This window comes from Chryseobacterium sp. B21-037 (assembly GCF_028570785.1).
In the GTDB taxonomy this organism is placed as follows: Bacteria; Bacteroidota; Bacteroidia; order Flavobacteriales; family Weeksellaceae; genus Chryseobacterium; species Chryseobacterium proteolyticum.
This window is the reverse complement of sequence record NZ_JALGCB010000001.1, coordinates 1,702,421-1,728,197: the sequence shown is the minus strand read 5'-3', so window position 1 is coordinate 1,728,197 and position 25,777 is coordinate 1,702,421. Positions and strand designations below refer to the sequence as shown.

Below are 25,777 nucleotides of genomic sequence, written 5' to 3'. Positions count from 1 at the left end.
TCATGAATAGAAGAGAACTTTTAAAAAATGGAATTTTAGCAGGAGCTTTTAGTATAATTCCTTTTTCCAGCTCGTTGGCGCGGGAGAAAAATTCCTTCAGTATAAGCGCAGAAGATGATCTTTCCGGAGTGAAAAAAATAAAATTGGACGATCTGGACTTATTTATTCTTACAGATGGATTAATCCATGAGGAAAATCTTAATTCCTTTGCTCCACGTGGAAATATATCTGAATTGAAAGCAATACTCAAAGATAATTTCCGTCCGGAAAATTCGATCGACATGGCAATGAATGTACTGTTGGTTAAAACAAAAGACAGATTGATTCTACTGGATACCGGGATGGGAATTTTTGCCGATAGCAGGACCGGATTTTTATTGAAAAGCCTTAAAAAGGCTGGTTTTTTACCTTCTGATATTACAGATGTATTTCTTTCTCACGCTCATCCTGATCATATAGGTGGAGTAGTGGATAAGCAGAATCAATTGGTTTTTCCAAATGCCCGGTTATTTATTTCAAAAGTTGAATATGATTTCTGGATGAAAGCAACAATCAAGGATTTTGCTAACAGCGCACTAAAGGATCAACCCGAATTTCTTAATCAGATTATTCCTGGCATTCAGAATATTCTTAAAGTGATACAACCTCAATTAAAATTTTATGATCTTGAAAAGATGCTGTATAATCAATTCAGTTTTCAGTTAGCTCCAGGACATACACCAGGTCTTACTTTGGTTACGATTACCTCAGGTAATGAACAACTTCTATATATTGCAGATTTAATGCACTCGGATGTCATTTTATTTCCGCATCCTGAATGGGGATACTTTGGTGATACGGACCTCGATATAGCCATTGCTTCAAGGAAAAAAATACTTGAACAACTGGCGGAAACGAGATCCAGAGCTTTTGCGTACCATTTACCATGGCCCGGTTTAGGGTTTACTAAAAAGAAAGGGAATGCATTTGAATGGGTTCCTGAGGTTTTTATGAGCTAAAAAGAATAAGAAAATCCTACTGAGAACAGTAGGATTTTCTTATTAAGGAGAACTTTGAATTAAAATCCGGGTTCATCAAAGATCAATTCCGGACTGTACATTTTTCTGAACATAAGATATGTAACGGAAAGGACTGAAAATGCTATGATCGCATCGATCGTAGAAGGAAATCCTAGAACGGCAATTTTGGAAAAGAATGCGAAAATAATGTCGAAAAACATTCCGGCGAATACCCATTCTTTTAATCTCAGTAATTTGTTTGGAATTAAAAGTACGGTAACTCCTGCAAGTTTAAAAACACCAAGGATATAAATAAAGTGAGGAGGGTATCCTAGCTGCTGGGTAATATCCCATACTACAGGATTTTTAGTCAATTCAAAGAAGCCACTTGCTCCAAACCATAATGACATAAAGATAGCGCCTGACCAATAGATGATTTTTGTTGTTTTTGTTTTCATTTTTTTATTGTTTTAAATTGTTATGTATTGTTTAATGTGTATGTTATTGAAATGTAGCTTTTGATGCACCTGAGATCTGGCCGGTTTTTGTATTTTGAACAAATCCTATAATTTCCCAGTCTGTGATATTGAAGTTTTCAGGTATTGAAAAAGTAGAAACACCTTCAGAATTATTTTGTAATGGAATCTGAATTTGCTTGTGAACAATTTGCCAGTGATTCAGGTGTCGTCCTTCATTTTCACCTTTTGCAACGTTAGTTGATGCTTTTTTCTGTACCAATGTAAGTAAGAGTTTACTATGAGAATCATTTCCTGATACCTTATAGTGAATATTGATCTGCTTAGAATCGGATTCAGCTTTAAGGTCTATAGAACTGCTTGCTGTGTGGCTTACAGCATTGATAATGGAGTTTTCCACGGCTTCCCTGTCTGATCCTACAAATTGTTGTTTTCCGTTGACAACGAGCTGTGGGGTGTATACCTGGGAATCCAGTATTCTGCTGTATTGCTGTTGGCGCTCTGAATTTTCAATGCTGCTGAATCTGTCTTTCCATCCTAGACGGTTCCAGTAATCCACATGATACGCCAGAATATAGACAGGCTGATCTTTGTTGTTCTCTTTAATTTCTCCCATCAGGGCATCTGCCGGAGGGCAGCTTGAACATCCTTCAGAAGTAAAGAGTTCAAGGACCGCAAAGCCATTGCTTTTACCTGATGCAATTTTTTTAAAGCTTTCATGTGGTTTATCTTTCTGCATAAAGGCAGAAACAGTAAATAGTAAAGCTACAAATGCTCCTACTATGAAAAGTTTTTTAGATATCATTTCTTTTAATTTTTATTCAAAAGTAGATACCTGTGGGAAGCTAAAAAATGAAAAAAGGGCTCAACCAGACAAATCGAAAGGTGAACCCTGAAAAATATAGATTTAAGAAATTAGCTGTTAACGATCTTCCAGCCAGGAAAAGAAACTATGCGTTTTTTCTTTATTGATAAGAAGCTTTTCCGGAGTGTCGATAACTAACTTTACATAGATTTTACGTTGGAAATAATGCTCCATTTCTTTAATAGCGCTGAAATTCACAATATACTGCCTGTTCACCCTGAAAAATTGTTTTGGAGAAACCTGCTCAGCGACCTGTCCCAACGATTGTGAAAGTGAAAATTGTTGTTTATCAAAAGTAACCAGATGGGTCATTTCGTTGTGAATGTAGAAATAGGCTATGTTTTCGGTAAGAATAGTGGTGTATTTTTGATTTTTAAAGACCAGGAAACTACTTTTGGTAGCAGTTTGTGGCTGGGCTATTTTTTGTAAAAGTGCTTCCAGTTCCGGGATTTCTGTTTTCTGGAAAAACTTTTTGAGCTCGTCCACTTTTCGTAATGCCTCTGCAATATCTTCACGTGAAAAAGGTTTTAAAACGTAATCTACTCCTTTACTTTTGAAAGCGTCCAGCATATATTGGTCAAAGGCAGTACAAAAGACCACGGGGCAGGTAATATCTGCCTGCTTAAAAATTTCAAATGATAACCCATCAGAAAGGTGGATGTCCATAAAGATCAGGTCGGGCTTTGTATTGTTCTGCAAAGCTGCCACACTGGATTCTATGCTGTCATAAACTCCGGATATAACAGATTCCGGTTTTAGTTCTTTAATTAAATTCTGTAAGGATTTTGCGGCTCTGAACTCGTCTTCAATGATGATGATATTCATGGATAAATGGTAGTTTTATTTGGAAAATTTGATTGTTATCTAAAATGTCGATTTCCTGGTCCAGAAGATGTTTGTAACGCATATTGACGTTATTCAGGCCAACTCCTAATGAATCTTCCGGAACCAATTTCCGCTGGATAGGATTTTCAATAATGATCTTTTGATCAGCATCATAGATGCTGATATGAAGAGGTTTACTCTGGGAAACAATATTGTGTTTAATACAGTTTTCCACCAGTAATTGCAGGGTAAACGGAGGAATAAGGGTTTTGAGCGTATCTTTACCGAGAGTATCCGTAAAGGTAAATCCGTTACCAAACCTGGCTTTTTGCAGGAAAAGGTAAGAATTAAGTATTTTCATTTCTTCTTCAACGGTGATAAGGTCAAGTTTTCTGCTTTCCAGGGTGAAACGATAAAAGTCAGAAAGCTTGATAATGAAATCAATGGTTTCCTCATCATGCGTTTCCACCATGGATTTAAGCGTATTTAAACTGTTGAAAAGAAAATGGGGATTTACCTGTTGTTTTAATAATTCGTATTGAGCACCTAAATTATCGCTTTTTACTTTTTCTAATTCCAGATGAACCTGCTGGCCGGCGTAATTATGCTGTACAAGATTTAAAAACATATAGAAAACAAGGTTGATAAGGATTCCTCTTACTTCCACCATAAGCATAACAGGTCCGAAATTAATATGGGATAAAATAAGCTGCTGGATCCAGGCCAGGCCAAACATTACAACCATTCCCAGGGCAAGGACAACCAAAAGCCGGGAGTATGAGATTCCCTGACGTTTCTTTGTATTACGATTGAGTAAAAAAATGTTGAGGTACCACATAACAACTGCAAATGCTGAAGTAATGGCTGCATTAACCACAGCTTCCATGAGATTAAAATCATGGGAAGCAAGCTGAGGAACCGAGGAAAGCACTCCCAAAACAATAGAGCTTATCCAGATAACAGCCTGTGATATTTTTATTTTTTCTTGTTGCATTAAGAAGAATTGGATTTAAAAATGTGAAATTAATATTTTTTAATGATAACTATTAAATAAATACAATCTGAGACTGCTGGCGAATCTCAGATTGCATTATTTTTACGGCATAACGACCGGTTGATAGCCCATCATATACTGTATTCTTTGTTCTTTAGTCTGAAAGATGCCGGGTTCCTTTTCGTTATCCAGCTCTTTACGGTAAGAGACTGATCCTTTTATACCGTTTTCAACAGTTTCTACGCTCACCAGCTCACCAGTGATAGTACCTCCGGTATATTGCGGGTTTTCATGATATTTCCAGGTGACAAGTTTCATTTTTGTTCCGGGCAGCGGCTTATCATTTTTATTGGATAAAGATTGAAGGGCCTGGCTGTTTCCGTATAGGGCGGACATCGTCTCTTTTTTCGTATTTAAGGATGAGGCAATGAACTGTAGCCCACCGGCATCAAACACGAGACGAACATGCTCCTTGTCCTTGGAATTTTCAGTTTTGCATGAAATTAAAAAAAGAAAACTTCCTATCATGGCTATAATTATTTTATTCATTTTGTCTGTAGTTTTTCGATTAGATTTTTGGTGTTTACTTTCATCGGTACGTCGAATAAATATCCTGTAGGCTCTGCCAGCTGACGATGACAGGCAATACATGATTCTCTGGCAAATGATGCCGTATTTCCGGTAGGATGAAGATCTTTACCCGAGAATTTGGCGAAACCCCAGCCTTCGGTATCGGTGTATTTTTTTGAATCTTTTACCATAAACTGGGCATTAACAAATTCGCCAGGTCTGATTTCTCCATCAGGAGCTTCTGTCTGTTTCCATACTGCTTTTACGACGATGCTGCCGTCCGGCCATGGATGGAAATTGTCTGTTTCAACTGCTTTTACGGCAATGCTGTTTCCATAGATAACGCGGATGGAATTATCAAATAATGTACTCATACTGATTACTTTCCAGTTTTTAAACTCCGGTGTATATTTTACTCCATTTGGTGAAACCGGAAAACCAGAATGGCTTACAGAAGCTGTTTTTATATCTTGTTGAAGGGGTTTTACCTCTTTTGTGTTTGCCGGTGAAGGACTTTTTCCTGAAAGAGATAGTGTGTATTTTCTGATAACTTCAATATCCTTTGCAGAAACTTTTGCAGATGCATGCAGTAAGGTATATTCGTGAAGAGGCATTTTTCCGGCTTGCATCATATTCAATATGGAATACATTCTGCCTTTGTGTTCACCTGGTGAAACCTTTGACCATTCAGAAAAATTCATGACTTCCCTTGCTCTTTCAACATCCTTTTTTACACCCCATGATATGGGAGCAAGCTGATCATACCAGCTTAGTTTTTGTTCATTAGAATGGCAGTTGAAGCATGATCTTTCCAGAACGGCAATCACCTCGTGCGGTGCTTCAATGGTGCCGGTTACAGGTTTACCTTCAATAGGAGAATTGAAAAGCTGTAATCCTGCAAAGACTCCCACAATAGCTATAAATAATATAGCAATGGGTTTTGTTGTTCTCTTTTTCTTTACTGAATCCATAATCGTTTTATTTTTATGATCCAAAAATAGATTGCTGGCAAAGGAAATGAAACCTAAAAAAAGGTGAACCGGACAATTTAGGGGGTGAAGTAGAATTTATGCCCCAGAATATAAAACAAAAAATACCGGAAGTTCTTCCGGTATATGATATGGAGAGTGTTTAACTATAAAATCATTCCTCCGTCAACGAGAATTTCAGTACCTGTCATAAAGCTTGCTACATGCGAATCGGATAAATAAACAACAAGTTTTGCAACATCTTCAGCAGTTCCCATTTTCTTTAATGGGATAGCATCGATGAGCCACTCATTAATGCCTTTTAGTGTTTCGTCATCGAGACCGGCTTTGGTCATAATTTCAGTTTTTGTAGGACCCGGACTTACCATATTGACCCTGATCTTTCTTGGTGCTAATTCAGCGGCAGCTGTTTTCGCAATAGAATTGAGGGCTGCCTTACTTGCCTGATAAACGGAGCTGTTAGGTTTATAGGTTGTTGCAACATTTGATGATAAGAATACCACAGAAGCACCATCATGTAAAATAGGAGTAAACTTACTCAACGTGAAATAAGCTCCTCTGAAGTTGATATTCATTACATTATCAAAATTATCGGCATCCATATTCTCAATAGAGGTCAATGTGCCCGTAATTCCTGCATTGATAAATAAAATGTCAACTTTCCCGTGTTTTTCTTCAATCTCTTTTTCAACAGATCAATATCTTCCAGTTTGCCCTGATCTGCAACGAATGGAATTGCCCCCAGTTCTTCAGCTGCTTTTTCAATGGCGTCTTTCCTTCTGCCGGTAATAATTACTTTTGCTCCTTCAGCTATTAATTCCTTTGCTGTGGCATATCCGATCCCACTATTTCCACCGGTCACTACTGCCAGTTTGTTGTTAAATTTATTCATTTCTTAAAATTTTTGACAAAGTTATAGTGAAAATGATATACTTTTGTAATCAGTATCACAGAGTATATCAAAATAAATATTTTAAAATGGAAAGAGATCAGACCGAAGAACTCAGAGCGTTGCAGGATACCTTGTACTTTATAGGTGGTAAATGGCGTATTCCGGTTATCAATTCAATTTGCAATGGTAACAGGCGTTTCCGTGAGATTGAACGCAGTATTCCAGGTATTACAACAAGAATGCTTTCAAAAGAGTTAAAAGATATGGAGATGAATAAACTGGTGACCAGAAATGTATATCCCGATACTCCGGTTTTAATAGAATATATACCCACGGAGTATTGTTGTACTTTCGGGAAGATCATCACGGAAATGATCAACTGGGGGAGGGAGCACCGGAAGGTAATCGTAGATAAGCACAACTAAATAAAAAATCCTCTCAAGTGAGAGGATTTTTACTATTTATTAAATACTTCTACAATAACATTTTCAGGTGGATCTGAATAACCAGAGTTGATATTAATCGCATTTATTGAGCTTAAGGAAACAACCTTATTCCCGTAATTAAATACTTTAAAAGGATATCTTTCGGTACTTATTGAGTTTACTTTTGCATAACTTGTCAGGTTATAAAACTCAATACTTTTCTTATCGGTTCCTGCAATGATGTTACTCGCATCAAAATCATAGCTTGATAGTCCTGAGTTGCCACGTGGCAATTGACCTATATAAACCAGATTAGAATTATAGATAACTCCTTCCATAGCTGTTAAGAAACCATTTCCGGTAGGAAGGGATTCAAATATTCTAGGATTTAAAGGATAATCACCGTGATAGGTATCTTCAAATTTATTAACGAATGTTCCGTCAGCATTATAATTAAAGCGAATAAGATTGGTAGGACTTACATTTGTCGTAATAAAAAAGAAACTAGAGCTTGTATTAGCAATCTTTTTTATTCTACCAAATTGATAGCTTCCATTCTCTGATATCAATTGTTTTGTGGTTCTGTCAAAACATTTTAAAGAAACATTAGAAATAGCTCCAGTTGTTCCATATAATTTATTGTCTGCTAAAACAACACTTTTTAATTCGCTTCCAAAGTTTATTTGATCTTTTAACGATAAATCACTAGGATTGTAGATATATACCCAACCATCATTTCTCGGGACATATAATTCTTTCTGGCCATTATAAGAACCTAAAAATGAATAACCTAAAGTTGCTCCGGTAGATATTTCCTTTGTAATTGTACCAGTTGTTACATCATACTTCATAATATTACCAGTAGAACCCAATATAAACATGCTTCCGTTATCAGCATCAAACAGAGCGTCTACAGGTCTGATATTAAGTAATGGTTTAATGGTAGGCCTTTTATAAGAAACGAGGTTACTTTTTACTGGTTCACCATTAGCAGTATACCCGATTATCTGGTAACCTACATATGAAGAATAGGGAACATTGGCATCTAATTTTACAAATGTAGTTCCATTTTCCTGATTCAGATATTCAGGAGTTCCGTTTTCGGAATTGCTTCTTAAAAACTGAAAACTCTGATACGTATTTTTACCCGTCGTGGTCCATTCTAATCTGACAGTGGTATCATTAACAACTATCACATCTTTTAGAATGATTTTTTCCTCTACGGGCTGCGGTGTAACGACTTCATCTGAATCACCAGAGCATGAAACGGTAAATATTAATGCAAAAAATAAAAACCAAAAACTTTTTAGAGATCTAAATTCCATCAATAATTTCATTTAAAACAGTACTTGGTCTCATAGCTGCATAGGTCTTGTAGGTATCAGTTTTGTAATATCCGTCAATATTTTGAGGTTTACCCTGAGCTGCAATTAATTCCTGGTTGATCACTGCTTCATTCTCTTGCATGCTTGCAGCAACAGACTTGAACTTCTGAGCAATTTCAGCATCGTTGGTCTGATTGGCTAAAGCTTCTGCCCAATACATAGCAAGGTAGAAGTGAGAACCTCTGTTATCGATCTGTCCTACCTTTCTTGCAGGAGATTTATCGGTTGCCAGGAATTTAGCATTAGCTTCATCCAGTGCATCAGCCAACACCTGAGATTTTGTATTTCCTTGAGTTTGTGCCAAATGTTCCAAAGAAGCCTGAAGTGCCAAGAATTCTCCTAAAGAATCCCATCTTAAATAACCTTCTTCAAGAAACTGTTCAACATGCTTAGGAGCAGAACCTCCGGCACCTGTTTCAAATAGACCACCTCCATTCATTAATGGAACGATAGAAAGCATTTTTGCTGAAGTTCCTAATTCCAGGATTGGGAAAAGGTCTGTTAGATAATCTCTCAATACATTTCCTGAAACCGAAATGGTGTCTTTACCTTCCCTTGCTCTTTTAAGAGTTTCAGTCATGGCATCTTTTACGTCAAGGATTCTGATATCTAATCCTGCAGTATCATGATCTTTTAGATATTTTTCTACTTTTTTGATGATTTCTCTGTCGTGAGCTCTTCCTTTATCCAACCAGAAAATAGCCGGTGTATCGGATAGTCTTGATCTGTTTACTGCCAGTTTTACCCAGTCCTGGATCGGAGCATCCTTAGTCTGACACATTCTGAAGATATCATTTTCTTCTACTTTCTGAGAAAGAAGAACGTTTCCTGCTTCATCCTGAACTTCAATTGTTCCGTTAGCAGTAGCCTGGAATGTTTTGTCATGAGAACCGTATTCCTCTGCTTTCTGAGCCATTAAACCTACATTCGGAACAGAGCCCATAGTTGTAGGATCCAGCTTACCATGAGCTTTCATATCATCGATTACTGCCTGATAGAAACCTGCATAAGAACGGTCCGGAATGATCGCTACTGTATCTTCTTCCTTACCTTCTTTATTCCACATTTTACCTCCACCTCTTACTAATGCAGCCATAGACGCATCAACGATGATATCCGAAGGAACATGGAAGTTCGTAATTCCTTTATCTGAATTTACCATTGCTACTCTTGGTCCGTTTGCCAAAGCCGTTTCAATAGCTGCTTTAATTTCAGCTTCCTGAGCATTTCCTTTGATTTTCTCAAAGAGATCAGCAAGACCGTTGTTAGGGTTGATATCTAAAGATTTGAAAGTATCTGCATATTTTGTAAATACATCTTTGAAGAAAGTTTCTACAATAGCCCCGAAAATAATCGGATCAGAGATTTTCATCATAGTTGCTTTCAGGTGAGCAGAAAGAAGAACATTTCTGTTTTTAGCCTCCTCAATCGCTTCCTGTACAAAAGATTTCAAAGCGTTCAGGTTCATCACTGAAGAATCAATAACTTCTCCTGCTTCAAGGCTTGCAAAATCTTTCAGGACTTTTTCAGAACCATCATTTCCTTTGAAAACGATTTTGTATTTTGTAGCATTTTCAAGAGTTGTTGAAGTTTCAGTACCATAGAAGTCTCCGTTATTCATATGGGCAACATCAGTTTTACTGTCAGAAGCCCAGTCTCCCATTCTGTGAGGGTTTGCTTTTGCGTAGTTTTTAACAGCTTTTGGTGCACGTCTGTCAGAATTCCCTTCTCTTAACACAGGGTTTACGGCACTTCCTAAAACTTTTGCATATTTTGCTTTAATCGCCTTTTCCTCATCATTTTTAGGCTCAGAAGGATAGTTTGGAACCGCAAAGCCTTTGGATTGTAGTTCTGCAATAGCTCCATCAAGCTGAGGTACAGAAGCGGAAATATTCGGTAACTTGATAATATTAGCATCCGGTGTTGTTGCAATCTGGCCCAATTCAGCCAAAGCATCACCAATTCTTTGATCTTCTTTTAAGAACTCCGGGAAGTTGGCAAGGATCCTTCCTGCCAAAGAAATATCCGGAACGGCGATTTCAATATTTGCTGATTTTGTAAATGCCTTTACGATAGGTAAAAACGAGTGTGTAGCCAGCATTGGAGCTTCATCCGTTAATGTGTAGTAGATTTTTGATTTTTCTGACATTATACTGTTATTTATTATTTGATTTTTTAACTCCCACAAATTTAGTTAAAATTTAATTTTTTTGGATTAATCCTATATAAGTTTTTATACTTTAAGAATTATTTAACCTTTATTTGAACGAAAAAAATGGCATTTTTAACTAAATTTGAAAAACCGTAAAAAATAAATTATGTCCAATATAACGTTAAAAGGAAACGCAGTTCATACATTAGGTAATTTACCAGCTGTTGGAAATACCATTAAGGATTTCGCATTAGTGGATTCAGGATTGAATATTAAAACCCTGTCAGACTTTGAGGGAAAGAAAAAAATATTTAATATTTTTCCTAGTATTGATACAGGAATATGTGCGGCTTCTGCCAGAAAATTCAATGAAGAAGCTTCAAATTTAAATAATACAGTAGTAATTAATGTTTCCAAAGATCTTCCATTTGCCTTAGGCAGATTTTGTGCAGCTGAAGGTCTGAATAATGTAGAAACACTATCTGATTTCAGAAGCAGCTTCGGTGATGATTATGAGGTAACTATTACAGATTCTCCTATGAAAGGTCTTTTAAGCCGGGCAGTGATCGTTACTGACGAAAATAATAAAGTAGTGTATACGGAGCAGGTTCCTGAAATTGGAAGCGAACCTAATTACAATGCTGCTCTTGAAGCATTAAAATAATTAAGAATTTATTTCTTTAAAGAGCCTTGTGGGATTTATTTTTACAAGGCTTTTTTAAATTCAAAATACACAAATAACAAATGAAAAATAAATTATGTCCGATAACTACACTAAGTATGGTACACTATTCCAGGTTGACCAAGAACATTTCGGGGAGTTCTTTTCCCTCCTTAAAGATACACATCTTTTAAAGTCTGATTTTTTTCTTAAACAAGGAGAAAAATGCAAATACCTGGGCTTTATTAAAAGCGGAACGATAAGAAGCTTTTACATCAATGATCAGGGCCGTGAGATCAACTTCGGTTTCTATTTTGAAAATGAATTTTTTACGGACTATGAAAGTATACTTTGTGATACGGTCTCCAATATGAATATTCAGGCTATAGAACATTGTGAGATCTTACTTTTAAGTAAAGATGATCTTCAAAATCTATATAAGAAGGAAGCTTACTGGCAAAAGTTCGGAAGGATGATGAGCGAAAAGATCTATCTTGATGCAAAAAAGAGAATTGATGATTTACTATGCTATTCTCCTGAAAACAGATACCTGAATCTTTTAAAAAGAAACCCTATGCTTGTTCAGAAAATAGCCCAGAAGCATATCGCAAGTTATCTGGGGATAACGGAACAGTCACTAAGTCGTATAAGATCCCGGATTATTAATTAACTTAAGTTAACGTGTATTGGTTTTTAAGAACGTAGTTTTACTAGTGTCAAACTTAAAAATAGCAATTATGGATCAAAAAGATTTAACCATTATTTTGGTACACGGAGCGTGGGGAGACGGTTCCCACTGGCAGTATGTTATCCCTGCACTTACGAAAGCAGGATATAAGGTAAGAAGTGTTCAAAACCCTCTCACAACTCTTCAGGATGATATTGACAAGACTAAGGATTTGATAGATGCACAGGATGGGAAAGTTCTCCTGGTTGGTCACTCTTACGGAGGGGCTGTCATTTCAGGAGCCGGAAATCACGATAAGGTTGTAGGTTTAGTATATATTGCCGCTTTTGCACCGGATGCCGGTGATAGTCTGGGCTCGCTTTTAGGAAGAAGAGAGTCTCCTGGAGGAGCAAGCATTTACCCGGACAGCAAGGGCTTCCTTTGGATCAAATACGATGAATTCCAATCAGCATTTTGCCAGGATCTTGATGATGAAAAGGCATTGGTCATGTCATTATCCCAAAAACCGATTCATAGCCAATGTTTTGGTGATACTGCAGGTGAACCGGCATGGAAAACAAAGCCGAGCTGGTACCAGATTTCATCAAAAGATCGCATGATCCCTGCTGAAACAGAAAAGGAAATGGCAGAGCGAATGAATCCTAAGAAAATTATTTCTTTAGATGCTGGGCATGCTTCCTTAGCGTCTCATCCCAATGAAGTAACACAATTGATCTTAGAAGCTGCAGCGGCCTTGTAAGACAATTTAGTAAAAATAGCTATACGCCTTGTGATGATTCTGTGTATCTTCACAAGGCTTTTTTATTGATAAGAACTTCAAAAATATGGTAAAAAGAATTGTAGCTAACATTAAGGCAGAAGACTTGTCCATGGCAGATCATTTCTATCATGGTATTTTAGGTCTGGAAATAATAATGAATCACGGATGGATCAAAACATTCGGAAGCAATGAAGAATCAAAGGTTCAGATCAGTTTTGCAATGCAGGGAGGAAATGACACGCCGGTTCCTGATTTGTCTATTGAAGTTGATGACGTAGAGGCTATCTATAAAAACATGAAAGATTCAGGCTTTGAGATAACCTATGACCTTACAGATGAGGAATGGGGTGTTCGTAGATTTTTTGTCAGAGATCCCTTTGGAAAATTAATTAATATCCTTTCACACGAATAATTTAATTAACAAACATGAGAGCAGAACAAGTAATACCGGTCCTCAGAATTTTTGATTATAATAAAACCATAGAATTTTACATTGATTGGCTTGGTTTTGAAATTGTATGGGAACATCGTTTCGAAGAAAATACCCCTGTTTATCTGGAAGTAAAGAAGGAAAACATGATCTTTCATTTAAGTGAACATCACGGAGATGCAAGTCCTGGAAGCAGTGTTTTTATCTGGGGTGAAGACGTGGCAGATTATCATAAAGAACTGATTGATAAGAAATACAAATACAACAGGCCGGGGTTGGAAAAAACATTTTATGATGCAGTATCTTTCACAGTTAATGATCCTTTCGGAAATAAAATAATTTTTAATGAGAAATTTGATGCAAAGAAACATAAGGAAGTGGAGTTTATTTGATAAAGTAATGGTAAGTGTGAAAGGATTAAAAGATTAAAAGATTAAAAGATTAAGCGTAAGGGAGGAATATTTTTTAATATTATTAAAAGCGGGATTCAGTCCGTTTTCAACAAAACTGTCCAATGGCTTTAGCCAAATCTTATTTATTAAACTCGTCCTAAACATTAGTGTCATGTAAAAAATAATGATTCAAATCATTAAAACCTTATTAAATAACCTCTAACTTTACACCTTAAATGAAACGTTCAGGAACAGCAGATCTCCCTTTACACTATGGCAAAGTACCGCCATGGCTGTATGAGCGTATGTCTACTCTTGGATTGTCCATCATTGAAGTAATTTTGATGGATTATGGTAATGATGAGGTTTTGAGAAGACTGGCCGATCCGTTTTGGTTTCAGAGTTTTGGAGCCGTTATGGGAATGGATTGGCATTCATCAGGCATTACAACCTCTGTAATGGGAGCTTTAAAACGCTCTATTAATCCGAATTCACAATCACTGGGGCTTTATATCTGTGGGGGAAAAGGGAAATTTTCAAGAGAAACTCCTTCGGAACTTCTTCAGATTGCTGATAAAACAGGCCTGAACGGTACTGAGCTGGTAAAGGCGAGCAAGCTCTCTGCGAAAGTGGATAATACAGCAATTCATGATGGGTATCAGTTATACCTGCATAATTTTATCCTGGCAGACAATGGAAGCTGGAGTGTTGTTCAGCAGGGAATGCATGAATCCGATGGAACGGCAAGGCGCTATCATTGGCATTCGGAAAATATAAAATCGTTTATTGAAGAACCGCATACGGGAATAAATGGTGTTCATAGAGGAAAAATTCTTAACCTTACCGATGCGCAGGCTTCAGAAAACAGAAAAGGAATTCTCGAGATTTCTCATACGGATTCCGCAGAGATTATGAACGATTTTTCCCGTCTGATTCTCCCTGATTATCACGATGTCCGCGCTTCTGACGTAGATTTAAAAAGACTGGGGGCTCTTTTATATGTTACCCGTGAACAGCAGCCTCAAAATTTTGAAGATCTTTTAATGCTGGAAGGGGTGGGACCAAGGACGATGCAATCTTTGGCTTTGGTAAGTGAGGTGATTCATGGGGCACCGTCAAGATTTTCGGATCCGGCCAGATTTTCTTTTGCACATGGCGGAAAAGACGGACATCCGTTTCCTGTTCCTACGAAAGTATATGACCAGAGCATCGATATCCTTCGAAAAGGTATTGAAAAATCTAAGCTGGGAAATTCAGATAAACTTAAGACATTAAATAAGCTGCATCAGGTAATAGCAACAACGGAAAAAGATTTCACACCAGATTTTGATATTCAGCAGGTTATAGAAGAAGAAAGGCAGAATTCCTGGAGATTTGGAGGGAAAACTGTTTTCGGAGATGCTAAAAAGCCAATCAAACCTAATGATATTCAGCTTTCTTTGTTTTGAGAAGGCAATCACCATATCAGGTGAAATTATTTATAATGTAGGCAGAAAGTGATTTGATTTCGGGCTATTTACATTTTCAACAACTTTTTTGATTCAGTTCCGATAAAAATTTTAATTTTAGAATCTAAAAAATATTCATCTTATGAGCAGTAAGTCCTTAGAAATTTCATATGATTTCCCTTTTTTTATGCACGAAGAGCTCGATGAGATCTTTCAGGCGCATGAAAAAATAAGTTTTCAGAAAGGAGATTTTATTCTTGAAGAAGGAAAAATGGCTAATGAATATTATATTTTAGATAAAGGGCTTGCAAGATCCTTTGTTAATGATTTTAACGGGAATGAAGTAACCACTCATTTTTTTACGGAGAATGAAATTATCATAGAAGTATTATCTCTTTTCCAACGAATTCCCTCTCAGGAGAATATCATCTGCATTACTGATTGTGAATGCTGGAAACTGGATTATGATACTTTTCAGAACCTGTTTCATAAAATTCCCAACCTGAGGGAATGGGGGAGATCGTGGATGTCCCAGCAGCTCTTTGCTTATAAGCAGCGTTCTGTAGAAATGTTTACCTTATCTGCTACCAGAAGATATCTTAATCTCCTGGAGGAGAAATGCCAGGTGATTCAGTATGCTCCTTTAAAGCAGATTGCTTCTTATCTTGGAGTAACAGACACTTCTTTAAGCAGAATCCGTAAAGAATTAGTTTCCCATCCAAAGAAAAATTAAATCTTGCCATAAGGCAAGATGATTCTGATATCGACTTGGTAATTTTGGTTAAAAGTTTAACACTAAAATTACAAAAAATGAAAGTCAATCAAATTTACGTAAATCTTCCGGTAAAAAGCGTTGAAGATACAAGAGCATTCTGGACGAAGCTTGGTTTTGAAATCAACGAGCAGTTTTCAGATGAAAAAGCTGTTTGTGTGATCATGAAAGAAGACAATATTTATGTCATGTTCTTAATGGAAGAGTTTCTAAAAACCTTTACAGACAGACCTGTTGCAAAAGGCGATACCACTCAGGTACTTCTTGCTATAGGTGTTAACAGCAGGGAAGAAGTAGATCAAATGGTTCAGACAGCGCTTGCCAATGGAGGATCCAAATACAGTGAGCCTCAGGACCATGGATGGATGTACCAATGTGCTTTTGCCGATCTGAACGGACATCAGTGGGAAGTAATGTTTGCAGATATGTCCAAATTACCAACGGAATAGTTTAATTCCCAAAAATACCTATTATGGAATCGAAATCAAACGACATTGAAATCATCAATCTACAGGTTCTTAGTAACTATAAAGTGATTCTGATGAATATCGATGGCATCAGCAACGAAGAAGCGATGGTTTTTCCCAATGGTGATGCCAACTGTATGAACTGGATTTTAGGACATTTAATCTATATACGAAATGCATTTATTAATGTTCTGGGAGGAGAATCAGTATGGGATGAAGAGAAATATTCTTGCTATAACAGGGGAGAGATTCCTTTACAAAGAAAAGATGAATTTGCGGATTTTGAAACATTAAAATCCTATCTGGATGAAACCCAGGACCGGCTGATACAAAAAATCAGCCACCTAGAAAGAATCAACCCTGATCAGGTTAACGATATAGCTACATTATGTCTTCATGAGATTTATCACAGTGGCCAGTTCGGTTATCTTCGGAGAATTCTCGGAAAGCCGGGAGCTATCAAGTAATAATATACTTTAAAAACATGTTTTACAGCAGACCTTTAAAGATTAAAAATTAAAACCATATCGTTATGGATACACCAAAATCAAAAAAATTAGAAATTGTGATTCCTGCCTACAGGATGCACTCACAAAGCTTTTTAAATGTTTTAGAGGGCATTTCAGAGGAAGATGCAATGAAAAGAATTGACGGTAAAACGAATCACATTGTCTGGATGGCAGGTAATTTTCTTAATATGCGCTATGGACTGGGATCAGTTTTAGGTCTTCAGAAAGAAGATCCATACACAGACCTTTTCTTTCAGGGAAAAGCATTGGATGAAAATTTCAGCTATCCTAGCATTGCTCAATTAAAAGAAAGCTTTCACCATATTTCACCAAAGGTTTATCAAAAACTATTAGAGGCAACAGATGAACAATTGGATGAGATTTTTGAAATAGGGATGAATATTTCTTTTTACTCAGAAACAAAACTCAATTTTACGGGAATGTGTATAGGCCGGGAAGATTATCTGTGCGGACAAATGGGATTGATGAGGAAGATTTTAGGATACCCGGGAATGAGTTATACTACCGATGAAAATTTAAAATACTAACCCATGGATCTTAAAGAGAAAGGCTATAAAAAAGTCAATGGAATTCAGATGTATTATGAAGTATATGGAGAAGGAAAACCTTTGGTTTTAATCCATGGCGGGGGTTCTTCAATTTTATTTGATTACAAGGAAATTATTTCCAGGCTTGAATCTCAGTTTCAGTTAATAGGAATTGATCTCCAAAATCACGGAATGAGTGAACACCGGGATATTCCTGAAACATTTGACCAGGACGCTCATGATGTAGCTCAACTGCTAAAAGAACTGAAAATAGGAAAAGCTTCATTCTGGGGTTTTAGTAACGGAGGAAGTACAGTAATGCAAATCGCTCATCATCATCCCGGTTTGGTGGATAAACTCATTGTAGCTTCTGCGTTTTTTAAAAGAAGCGGAATGATAGAGGGCTTTTTCGATTCCATGTCCGAAGTCACTTTAGACTCAATGCCTGAACCTTTAAAGATCAATTTTCTGGAATTAAATCCTGACTTCTCAAAGTTGGAAAATATGTTTCAGAAGGATAGCAAGAGAATGCAGTCTTTTGAAGACTGGGATGAGAAAGTTTTGAAATCTATTGAATCGCCGACTCTTTTTATCTCGGGAGACCGCGATGTAATAAGACCTGAACATGTTGTCGAAATGTGGAGGTTGGTTCCTTATTCTCAGCTTATGATCCTTCCTGCCACTCACGGTTCTTATATGATGACTGATTTTGAGGGTAAAACCGATAGTAAGCTCATCGATTTGACTGTGAACGAAGTAGTCAAATTTTTAAATCATTAAACTTTAACATCAATTGAAGTCAATCATTCTGACAAAACGGTTGCTTCATCTGTTAGTAATGATCTCTTTTACAATATAAACATAATTATAACTTTAAAAACCAAACATCATGGCAAAATTAAATCCGTACCTTAATTTTAACGGTACAGCAGAAGAAGCTTTCAATTTTTATAAATCAGTTTTCGGGGGAGAGTTCAGAGGAGAAGTTCATAAGATGGGCAACGCTCCGGGAACGGAAAACCTTTCTGAGGAAGAAAAAAACAGAGTAATGCATATTGCGTTACCTATCGGTGACGACCTTTTAATGGCATCAGATATTGTTCCCGGATTCGGACAAACACTTACCGTAGGAAACAACAATTATGTTTCCATATTTCCTGAATCAAGGGAAGAGGCAGACCGTCTTTTTAAAGGTTTGTCTGAAGGTGGAAATATAGAAATGCCTATAGAAGACCAGTTTTGGGGAGATTATTTTGGAAGTTTCCAGGATAAATATGGTGTTCATTGGATGGTGAACTATAATGATGAATCGGCAAAATAATCCTATATTTAACTTCATTATCTAAGGGCAGCTGTAAGTTGGTTGCCCTGTTTTTACAACAATCACAAAAATATAACTATGGAACCCATTAAAATAGACATTACCATTTTAGCTCCAGTTGAAAAAGTTTGGGATTATTTTAATACTCCCAACCATATTACAAAATGGAACTTTGCTCATGAAAGCTGGCAATGCCCAAGTTCTGAAAATGATCTGAGAGTAGGAGGCAAGTTCAAAAACAGAATGGAAGCCAAAGATAAAAGTTTCGGATTCGATTTTGAAGGTACTTATGATGTGGTTATTCCGAATCAGAGGATCAAGTATCATTTGGAAGATGGCAGAAATGTGGAAGTGATTTTTGACAGTATTGATGCAAATACAACAAAGGTTACCGAAATTTTTGATCCTGAAAAACAAAATTCTGTGGAAATGCAAAGGGATGGCTGGTATGCGATCCTCGATAATTTCCATAAATATGTTGAAAATCATTAAATTTCTTAACAATCATGATCAATTTAGTCATAATGGCAAAATGTTTAAGTTCCATTTGTGCTGTTAATCATGTTGTTCCCGGAACTTTTCTGCAAGGCGTTCTTTCCATGCCTGCAAGACGTGCCTTAGAAAAAGAGAAAATTGATTCCCTGGAAAAATTATCAGATTATTCTGAGGAGGAAATCCTGCAGCTTCATGGGTTTGGAAAGAACACTTTAAAAAAGCTTAAGATTTATATGCACGAGCATCAAATTTACTTTAAAGAGTTTAAAGAATAATAGCTTGTCAGTTCTTTCGCATGCGGTTCATATTTTCAATCTGAATAAGGAATGAACTTTTTTATAAAGGTATATTTTCATTAGACTATAACGTCATCGATATGCAGTTGGCTGTTAAAAGTGATATCGAAATAAGGAATTGGTTTTAGTTCGGTAAGAGAACAGCATATCCATTACTACAAAATAAAACAATATCAATCACCCTAAAAAAATTAATTATGAATAACGATATTTTTCCGTGCCTTTGGTGCGACGGAGAGGCTAAAGAGGCTGCAGAATTTTACAGCAAAGTATTTAATGGACGAATTACAGCAGATACACCAGTTGTAATGAATGTAGAATTATTCGGGCAAAAGTTGATGCTGCTTAATGGTGGCCCTCAATTTGAAAAAAATCCTTCCATCTCTTTCATGGTAATCTGCGAAACAGAAGATGAAGTACAAAGATATTGGGATCATCTTATTGACGGTGGTTCTGCTTTAATGGCACTGGATTCTTATCCATGGAGTAAAAAATTCGGATGGTTGAGTGACCGTTATGGGGTGAACTGGCAATTGCTTTTCGGCGAAAAGGATGGTGATCAGAAGGTGGTGCCGACATTAATGTTCATGCATGATAATAATGGTAAAGCAATGGAAGCAATGGAATTTTATACCCATACTTTTCCCAATTCAAACATTGTAAATGTCATGAAATATAAAGATGGAGGTGAATCCAATGAAAATCCCGAAAACGTACAACATGCCAGCTTTAAAATAGATGGATACAGCTTGTACTGTATGGACTCTTCTTATGATCATAAATTTGATTTCAATGAAGGGATTTCTATGGTGATTATGACCGACGATCAACAGGAGACTGATCATTTATGGAAAACCTTGATTTCAGGAGGTGGAAGAGAAAGTATGTGTGGATGGTTAAAAGATAAATATGGTGTCAGCTGGCAAATAGTACCCAAAAGACTGATCGAATTAATGAATGATTCCGATCAGGGTAAAGCTCAAAAAGTAGTGCAGGCCATGATGCGAATGCAGAAAATTATTATAGAAAATTTAGAAGCGGCTTATAAATCATAAAGTGTTTTCGGCTTGTTGTTTGATGCTGTTTATAAAAGATCGGCATATGAAAACACAGAACAAATCACAATCCAAATCTAAAGTACCCAAAGAGGGCATGTTTCCCGAGATCATTCGTGAAAACTATTTGGGAAGTAAAAAACTTCTGAATAAGAAAGCCGTGATTTCGGGTGGAGATAGCGGAATAGGACAAGCGGTAGCGGTGCATTTTGCAAGAGAAGGAGCGGATGTAATCATTATTTACAAAGAAAGTGATAAAGATGCCCGCGAAACTTTAAAGCTGGTAGAAAAAGAAGGACGGTCATGTATTTTACTCAAGGGTGATGTTTCCAAAAAAACTTTCAGAACTAAATGTATTGAAAAGGTAAAAAAGGAGTGGAAGACCCCTGATATTCTCGTCAATAATGCCGGAATACAATTTCCTAAAGATGATATTGAGAAAATATCCGACCAGCAGATCCTTGAGACCTTTAATGTAAATATTATTTCAATGATTGCTTTGACGAGGGATTTTCTATCAGTCATGGAAAGCGGAGCAAGAATTATTTGTACCACGTCCGTCACTGCTTACCGTGGAAGTGATCACCTGATTGATTATTCTGCAACAAAAGGAGCTATTGCAACATTTGTACGGTCATTGGCAACCAATCTTGCAGACCGGAAAATTTTGGTTAATGGAGTCGCTCCGGGACCCATCTGGACACCGCTGGTAAAAGAAACATTTGATGACCTTTCTACATTCGGTAAAGATAATCCCCTGAAAAGGGCTGGACAGCCTTCTGAAGTTGCACCGGCTTATGTTTTTCTGGCTTCTGAAGATTCAAGTTTTATTACCGGAGAAATCATTCATATCAACGGAGGGGATTTTGTAGGAGGTTAATGAATGCTGCCAATTTTAGAACAATCACTTAAATATTATATATAACATGGAAAAATTATCGTACGAAATACAAATCAATGCAACTCCTGAAAAAATATGGAGTGTACTTTGGGGTGAAATAACCTACAGACAATGGACAGCAGTTTTTGCTGAGGGATCATTTTATCAGGGAAATCTTGAAGAAGGAAGCATTGTAAAGTTCCTCGATCCCAATAATAATGGAATGTTTAGTAAGGTGGAAAAAAATGTACCTAATAAAGAAATACGGTTTCTTCACCTTGGAGAAATTGTTGCCGGAGTTGAAGCTCCTCAGGAATGGGGGGAGGCAACAGAGTCCTATTTCCTGAAAGAGACCGATGAAGGAACATCTTTAAAATGTGAAATTCAGACTCCTGAAGAATTTAAAGGGTTTTTTGAAGAGAAATTTCCTAAAGCCCTGGAGATTATAAAAAATCTTTCCCAGAATCAGCTGTAATTTTATGATCTACTAAAATCACCTAAAAATATAATATGGAAACTTTATCATACGAAATCGTTATTAATGCTCCCTTACAAAAGGTCTGGGATATTTTATGGGGAAAAGAAACCTACACTGAATGGACTCAGTTTTTCAGTCCGGGATCTCACATGAAATCTGACTGGAAAGTCGGTGGAAAAACGTATTTCCTGGATCCTAATAATGAGGGAATGGTATCTACTATTGATAGTCTCAATGAGCCGCATGAGGTTATATTTAAACATCTGGGCATGGTGAAAGGTGGAGTGGAAGACACAGAGAGTAAGGAAGTAAAAGAATGGAGTGGCTCCTTTGAAAAATACATCCTTATTGATTTTGATGGAAAAACCAAACTCCATGCTGAAGTCCAGGTTGAGAAAAGCTGGAAAGACCATTTAAATATGGGTTTTACAAAAGGACTGGAAGTTGTAAAAAATCTTGCAGAGAAAAATTAATTATGAATTAAATAGTTTCCCCAAACAGGTTAGGATGAATATAGAGGATTTTTGTTTTATTTTTATGTAACTATACAGAAATAAATTTTGAATCTGTAGTACCTTAAAAAAATGAAACTATTATCTATTCTTTTCGTTACGTTTATTATAGCTTTGGTCGGGACAAAGCTGTTTCAGGGACAATGGAACTTTCTTTTTTCCGGAAATCTGGGAATGGCTGTTTTTATCCTGTTTACCGGCTTTGCTCATTTTAAATTCCAAAAGGGAATGGCAATGATGATTCCTGATTTTATACCTGCTAAAATGTTCTGGGTATACGCTACGGGAATTATTGAAATTGCTGCCGGCATCGGTTTGATGATACCATCGTTACGTGAAACTACGGCAATTTTGCTGATTATATTTTATGTATTGGTTTTTATTGCCAATATTAATTCCTCAAGAAAAAAAGTTAATCTTTTCAAAGGTGATTATACGGGGCCGGGAATGTCTTATTTATACAAAGAAAGGCTTCCCATGCAGATCATACTGATTGCCTGGACATGGTATTTTGGAATTTATTTAAATTAAAAATATAGTGTAATTATAAAAAATAACGGAGATAAGTCAGTCTTCGTTATTTTTTTTCACATAAAAGAGAGAAAAAATGTAACATTTGCGTTATATAAACGTCTAATTTATAGAGCATCTTTTTTTGCTAATGTTTTTAATTCAAATCAATCCAAGTCATGAAACTGAAAACCAAAATTATAATAACCGTTCAGGTTGCGATGTCTACAATTATGATCAATGCACAAAACACAACTGCCAAATTACCGGGTGATGCCACCCTGCCAACTGCCAAAGCGAACCTTGATAAGCTTATCTCCTATGATAAAGGAACATTTAAGTACAAAGTAGAGGATTATTTTGCAAGGCCAAAAGCGTCACAATTTAAAATTTCTCCCGATGGCAATTTCCTATCCTATAAAGAAAAAGACAAGGATAGCAAGAATCATGTTTATGTAAAGAACTTAAAAACTGGAAAAGTTACGAAAGCTATTGAGGAGAAGGAAGATCTGATCAAGAGCTATGGATGGCTGAATAAAAACCGACTGTTCTTTACCCAGGATAAAGGAGGAAATGAAAATATTCATTTGTATGCTGCAGATCTTGATGGAGGTAATCTGAAAGACCTTACCCCTTTTGAAGGAGTAACACTAGGTATGGTTAAATTAATAAAAGATACGGATTTCGTGGTAGTTACCATGAATAAAAACAACAAACAGATCTTTGAACCTTATAAGATTAATTTCGTGACAGGAGATATGGTTCAGTTGTATGAAAATAAAGATCCTAAGAACCCTATAGATGATTATATCTTTGATAAAGAAGGTAATTTAAGAGGCTATACAATCCTGGTTAACGGTTTGACTACTCATACTTATTATAAAGACACACAGACCGGCAAGTTTAATCTGATCAAGAAAACCGACTGGTCCGATACTTTTACTATTATTGGATTTAATGACCATTCAGAAAATAAAGATGATGCTTATGTTGTTTCTAACCTTGATAGTGATAAGGCAAAAATCGTATTGTATGACCTGAAAAAAAATTCCGTAATAAAAGAAGTTTATTCTAACCCTGTTTTTGATGTAAGCTCAATAAGCATTGCAGGTAAGAACAGGAATTATGAGCTGGATTACATTAGCTATACCGGAGATAAAAATGAAACGATTCCCGTGAGTGCATTTTATAAAAATGTTCATGCTCAATTGACATCAGAATTTGGAGATAAACAGTTTTATGTCGTTTCCTCAGATGATAATGATAACAAACTTTTGGTTATTGTGAGCAGTGATAAATTGTACGGGACCTATTATGAATATGATCCAAAGACGAAAAAGACAACCCTTCTTTATGATCTTATGCCTCAGCTGAAGCAGGAAGATATGGCTGAAATGCGTCCTATACAGTTTAAAAGCAGAGATGGACTGACGATTCACGGATATATAACACTACCGAAAGCTGCCATAGAAGGAAAAAAGGTTCCTTTAATTGTGAATCCTCATGGAGGTCCGCAGGGAATCCGTGATGAATGGGGCTTCAATCCTGAAACACAGCTTTTCGCGAGCCGCGGGTATGCTACTTTACAGGTTAATTTCAGGATTTCGGGTGGTTATGGAAAAGGATTTCAGAAAGCAGGCTATAAGCAAATCGGCAGAAAAGCAATGGATGATGTAGAAGATGGAGTAAAATATGTCATAGAGCAGGGATGGGCAGATAAAGATAAGATAGCCATCTATGGAGGAAGCCACGGAGGATACGCTACTTTGATGGGATTGATAAAAACACCCGACCTGTATACCTGCGGAGTGGATTATGTTGGAGTTTCAAACATCTTTACATTCTTTGACTCATTTCCGGAGTATTGGAAGCCATATAAAGAAATGGTAAAACAGATATGGTATGATCTGGACAATCCGGAGGAAGCAAAAATTGCAAAAGAAGTATCTCCCGTTTTTCAGATTGATAGAATTAAAAAGCCTCTTTTTGTAGTTCAGGGAGCGAATGATCCAAGAGTAAATATCAATGAATCTGATCAGATCGTGAAAGCACTTCGTGCAAAAGGATATGAAATTCCTTACCTGGTAAAATATGATGAAGGACATGGCTTTGGAAAAGAACCCAACAGATTGGAACTATACAAGTATATGCTGGGATTTTTTGCTGAGAATTTTAATAAATAATTACAACATAGATAAACTTTTATAAGAGGACGGAGTATATTTTAGCTCCGTCCTTTTCTTTTGCTCAGGATAAAAAGTATAGAAGTGTAAAATGAACCATGTTTATTAAGATCTATGAGTCAAAATATGATTAGCAAAAGAAAAGTGAATATTTGATAAAAAATATTTTAAATTTATTAAAGTAAAACAAAACAGATGATCGTCATGTGAGTATGGAGGTTGTCGAAAAAATAACAATGCCACAGAAAGAGAAAGAAAGTATCATCTCACAAACCGTTTCGAGCTACGGAGGAAAACTGATGTCTTTCATTCGTCCGAAAGTGAAAAATACAGAAGATGCAGAAGATATTCTGCAGGAAGTCTGGTATCAGTTCAGCAGTATTACCAATCTGTCTGAGATTGTAAACGTTGGTGGATGGCTGTACAGGGTGACTGCCAATAAAATTACCGACCGTTACCGTAAAAAGAAAACCGAGAATCTTGAAGATTTTGTATACGAAGATGAAGATGGCGACTTCTCCATCAAGGATATTCTATTGATGGATGAAAGTGCCGGTCCGGAAGTGAAAATGTTTCAGGATGAAATCTGGAAGAAATTATTCGAAGCTTTAGAAGAGCTTCCGGAGAAACAAAGATTGGTATATACGGAAAACGAGCTGAATGACAAGACCCTCCAGCAAATCGCGGATGAACAAGGGGAAAATATAAAAACCATCATCAGCAGAAAGAACTATGCAGTAAAACATTTAAGAAACAGATTAAGAAAATTATACGAAGATTTAAATAGTTAGAAAGAAGATA

The 25,777-nt window shown here is 36.6% G+C and carries 31 protein-coding genes and 1 pseudogene; 23 read left to right on the top strand and 9 right to left on the bottom strand.

What is annotated here, in order from left to right; genetic code table 11:
- The first annotated feature begins 2 nt into the window (after nucleotides 1-2).
- Nucleotides 3-998 (top strand): MBL fold metallo-hydrolase, encoded by a 996-nt coding sequence (locus MTQ00_RS07630; protein WP_273648330.1) that lies wholly within the window; start codon nucleotides 3-5, stop codon nucleotides 996-998.
- A 59-nt stretch (nucleotides 999-1,057) separates the two neighbouring features.
- Here MTQ00_RS07630 and MTQ00_RS07625 read toward each other — a convergent pair whose 3' ends face one another.
- The 7 genes and pseudogenes from MTQ00_RS07625 to MTQ00_RS07595 all read right to left on the bottom strand — a co-directional run bounded on the left by MTQ00_RS07625 (nucleotide 1,058) and on the right by MTQ00_RS07595 (nucleotide 6,609).
- Nucleotides 1,058-1,456: a DoxX family protein gene (locus MTQ00_RS07625; RefSeq protein ID WP_172278870.1), complete on the bottom strand. Its 399-nt coding sequence runs from the start codon at nucleotides 1,454-1,456 to the stop codon at nucleotides 1,058-1,060.
- A gap of 43 nt (nucleotides 1,457-1,499) precedes the next feature.
- Nucleotides 1,500-2,279, bottom strand: a complete 780-nt coding sequence (locus tag MTQ00_RS07620) for a DUF1223 domain-containing protein (RefSeq protein WP_273648329.1) — start codon at nucleotides 2,277-2,279, stop codon at nucleotides 1,500-1,502.
- A 117-nt stretch (nucleotides 2,280-2,396) separates the two neighbouring features.
- Nucleotides 2,397-3,164: a LytR/AlgR family response regulator transcription factor gene (locus MTQ00_RS07615; protein ID WP_172278866.1), complete on the bottom strand. Its 768-nt coding sequence runs from the start codon at nucleotides 3,162-3,164 to the stop codon at nucleotides 2,397-2,399.
- The gene (locus tag MTQ00_RS07610) at nucleotides 3,145-4,158 is read right to left on the bottom strand and encodes a sensor histidine kinase (RefSeq protein ID WP_273648328.1); all 1,014 of its coding nucleotides are present in this window, start codon (nucleotides 4,156-4,158) and stop codon (nucleotides 3,145-3,147) included. The genes MTQ00_RS07615 and MTQ00_RS07610 overlap by 20 nt, the downstream gene beginning before the upstream one ends.
- A gap of 102 nt (nucleotides 4,159-4,260) precedes the next feature.
- Nucleotides 4,261-4,707: a hypothetical protein gene (locus MTQ00_RS07605; protein ID WP_273648327.1), complete on the bottom strand. Its 447-nt coding sequence runs from the start codon at nucleotides 4,705-4,707 to the stop codon at nucleotides 4,261-4,263.
- Complete coding sequence (locus tag MTQ00_RS07600) at nucleotides 4,704-5,699, bottom strand: heme-binding domain-containing protein (protein ID WP_273648326.1); 996 nt, start codon at nucleotides 5,697-5,699, stop codon at nucleotides 4,704-4,706. The genes MTQ00_RS07605 and MTQ00_RS07600 overlap by 4 nt, the downstream gene beginning before the upstream one ends.
- 164 nt (nucleotides 5,700-5,863) lie before the next feature.
- A pseudogene (locus MTQ00_RS07595) lies at nucleotides 5,864-6,609 on the bottom strand (SDR family oxidoreductase).
- A gap of 86 nt (nucleotides 6,610-6,695) precedes the next feature.
- Between MTQ00_RS07595 and MTQ00_RS07590 the strand changes: the two are divergent.
- Complete coding sequence (locus MTQ00_RS07590) at nucleotides 6,696-7,034, top strand: winged helix-turn-helix transcriptional regulator (RefSeq protein WP_273648325.1); 339 nt, start codon at nucleotides 6,696-6,698, stop codon at nucleotides 7,032-7,034.
- 32 nt (nucleotides 7,035-7,066) lie between these two features.
- Here the strand turns inward: MTQ00_RS07590 and MTQ00_RS07585 are convergent, their stop codons facing one another.
- Complete coding sequence (locus MTQ00_RS07585; protein WP_273648324.1) at nucleotides 7,067-8,359, bottom strand: hypothetical protein; 1,293 nt, start codon at nucleotides 8,357-8,359, stop codon at nucleotides 7,067-7,069.
- Nucleotides 8,349-10,568: an NADP-dependent isocitrate dehydrogenase gene (locus MTQ00_RS07580; protein WP_273648323.1), complete on the bottom strand. Its 2,220-nt coding sequence runs from the start codon at nucleotides 10,566-10,568 to the stop codon at nucleotides 8,349-8,351. The genes MTQ00_RS07585 and MTQ00_RS07580 overlap by 11 nt, the downstream gene beginning before the upstream one ends.
- Before the next feature lie 169 nt (nucleotides 10,569-10,737).
- Here MTQ00_RS07580 and tpx point away from each other — a divergent pair, with 169 nt between their 5' ends.
- The 21 genes from tpx (at nucleotide 10,738) to MTQ00_RS07475 (ending at nucleotide 25,767) form a co-directional block, all read left to right on the top strand.
- Nucleotides 10,738-11,235 carry a thiol peroxidase gene (tpx, locus tag MTQ00_RS07575; protein ID WP_172278849.1) on the top strand — a complete coding sequence of 166 codons (498 nt, stop codon included), beginning with the start codon at nucleotides 10,738-10,740 and terminating at the stop codon, nucleotides 11,233-11,235.
- A 94-nt stretch (nucleotides 11,236-11,329) separates the two neighbouring features.
- Entirely contained in the window at nucleotides 11,330-11,902 is a 573-nt protein-coding gene (locus tag MTQ00_RS07570; RefSeq protein WP_273648322.1) for a Crp/Fnr family transcriptional regulator, read from the top strand.
- Nucleotides 11,903-11,969: 67 nt separating this feature from the next.
- Nucleotides 11,970-12,659: an alpha/beta hydrolase gene (locus MTQ00_RS07565; RefSeq protein WP_273648321.1), complete on the top strand. Its 690-nt coding sequence runs from the start codon at nucleotides 11,970-11,972 to the stop codon at nucleotides 12,657-12,659.
- An 85-nt stretch (nucleotides 12,660-12,744) separates the two neighbouring features.
- Nucleotides 12,745-13,092 carry a VOC family protein gene (locus tag MTQ00_RS07560; RefSeq protein WP_273648320.1) on the top strand — a complete coding sequence of 116 codons (348 nt, stop codon included), beginning with the start codon at nucleotides 12,745-12,747 and terminating at the stop codon, nucleotides 13,090-13,092.
- A 14-nt stretch (nucleotides 13,093-13,106) separates the two neighbouring features.
- Nucleotides 13,107-13,502 (top strand): glyoxalase superfamily protein, encoded by a 396-nt coding sequence (locus MTQ00_RS07555; RefSeq protein ID WP_273648319.1) that lies wholly within the window; start codon nucleotides 13,107-13,109, stop codon nucleotides 13,500-13,502.
- A 236-nt stretch (nucleotides 13,503-13,738) separates the two neighbouring features.
- Nucleotides 13,739-14,950, top strand: coding sequence for a DUF763 domain-containing protein (locus tag MTQ00_RS07550; protein ID WP_273648318.1), 1,212 nt, complete (start codon nucleotides 13,739-13,741; stop codon nucleotides 14,948-14,950).
- Nucleotides 14,951-15,092: 142 nt separating this feature from the next.
- Nucleotides 15,093-15,683: a Crp/Fnr family transcriptional regulator gene (locus tag MTQ00_RS07545; RefSeq protein WP_273648317.1), complete on the top strand. Its 591-nt coding sequence runs from the start codon at nucleotides 15,093-15,095 to the stop codon at nucleotides 15,681-15,683.
- 77 nt (nucleotides 15,684-15,760) lie between these two features.
- Nucleotides 15,761-16,171 carry a VOC family protein gene (locus MTQ00_RS07540; RefSeq protein ID WP_172278836.1) on the top strand — a complete coding sequence of 137 codons (411 nt, stop codon included), beginning with the start codon at nucleotides 15,761-15,763 and terminating at the stop codon, nucleotides 16,169-16,171.
- A gap of 23 nt (nucleotides 16,172-16,194) precedes the next feature.
- Nucleotides 16,195-16,656, top strand: a complete 462-nt coding sequence (locus tag MTQ00_RS07535; RefSeq protein WP_273648316.1) for a hypothetical protein — start codon at nucleotides 16,195-16,197, stop codon at nucleotides 16,654-16,656.
- A gap of 65 nt (nucleotides 16,657-16,721) precedes the next feature.
- Nucleotides 16,722-17,246, top strand: coding sequence for a DinB family protein (locus tag MTQ00_RS07530; protein ID WP_273648315.1), 525 nt, complete (start codon nucleotides 16,722-16,724; stop codon nucleotides 17,244-17,246).
- Nucleotides 17,247-17,249: 3 nt separating this feature from the next.
- Nucleotides 17,250-18,026: an alpha/beta fold hydrolase gene (locus MTQ00_RS07525; protein WP_273648314.1), complete on the top strand. Its 777-nt coding sequence runs from the start codon at nucleotides 17,250-17,252 to the stop codon at nucleotides 18,024-18,026.
- 109 nt (nucleotides 18,027-18,135) lie between these two features.
- Complete coding sequence (locus MTQ00_RS07520; protein ID WP_273648313.1) at nucleotides 18,136-18,567, top strand: VOC family protein; 432 nt, start codon at nucleotides 18,136-18,138, stop codon at nucleotides 18,565-18,567.
- Nucleotides 18,568-18,645: 78 nt separating this feature from the next.
- Complete coding sequence (locus MTQ00_RS07515) at nucleotides 18,646-19,059, top strand: SRPBCC family protein (RefSeq protein WP_172278824.1); 414 nt, start codon at nucleotides 18,646-18,648, stop codon at nucleotides 19,057-19,059.
- 32 nt (nucleotides 19,060-19,091) lie between these two features.
- Nucleotides 19,092-19,337 carry a DNA-directed RNA polymerase subunit alpha C-terminal domain-containing protein gene (locus MTQ00_RS07510; RefSeq protein WP_273648312.1) on the top strand — a complete coding sequence of 82 codons (246 nt, stop codon included), beginning with the start codon at nucleotides 19,092-19,094 and terminating at the stop codon, nucleotides 19,335-19,337.
- Between the two features lie 218 nt (nucleotides 19,338-19,555).
- Nucleotides 19,556-20,413: a VOC family protein gene (locus tag MTQ00_RS07505; RefSeq protein ID WP_273648311.1), complete on the top strand. Its 858-nt coding sequence runs from the start codon at nucleotides 19,556-19,558 to the stop codon at nucleotides 20,411-20,413.
- A gap of 46 nt (nucleotides 20,414-20,459) precedes the next feature.
- Nucleotides 20,460-21,293 carry an SDR family oxidoreductase gene (locus tag MTQ00_RS07500; RefSeq protein ID WP_273648310.1) on the top strand — a complete coding sequence of 278 codons (834 nt, stop codon included), beginning with the start codon at nucleotides 20,460-20,462 and terminating at the stop codon, nucleotides 21,291-21,293.
- Between the two features lie 46 nt (nucleotides 21,294-21,339).
- Complete coding sequence (locus MTQ00_RS07495) at nucleotides 21,340-21,768, top strand: SRPBCC domain-containing protein (protein ID WP_172278817.1); 429 nt, start codon at nucleotides 21,340-21,342, stop codon at nucleotides 21,766-21,768.
- A 35-nt stretch (nucleotides 21,769-21,803) separates the two neighbouring features.
- Nucleotides 21,804-22,244: an SRPBCC family protein gene (locus MTQ00_RS07490; protein ID WP_273648309.1), complete on the top strand. Its 441-nt coding sequence runs from the start codon at nucleotides 21,804-21,806 to the stop codon at nucleotides 22,242-22,244.
- Nucleotides 22,245-22,355: 111 nt separating this feature from the next.
- A complete protein-coding gene (locus MTQ00_RS07485) occupies nucleotides 22,356-22,814 on the top strand; it encodes a DoxX family protein (protein WP_273648308.1) in 459 nt (152 codons plus the stop codon).
- Between the two features lie 158 nt (nucleotides 22,815-22,972).
- Complete coding sequence (locus tag MTQ00_RS07480) at nucleotides 22,973-24,976, top strand: alpha/beta hydrolase family protein (protein WP_273648307.1); 2,004 nt, start codon at nucleotides 22,973-22,975, stop codon at nucleotides 24,974-24,976.
- Between the two features lie 236 nt (nucleotides 24,977-25,212).
- Entirely contained in the window at nucleotides 25,213-25,767 is a 555-nt protein-coding gene (locus MTQ00_RS07475; RefSeq protein WP_228456954.1) for an RNA polymerase sigma factor, read from the top strand.
- The last annotated feature ends 10 nt before the right edge of the window (nucleotides 25,768-25,777 follow it).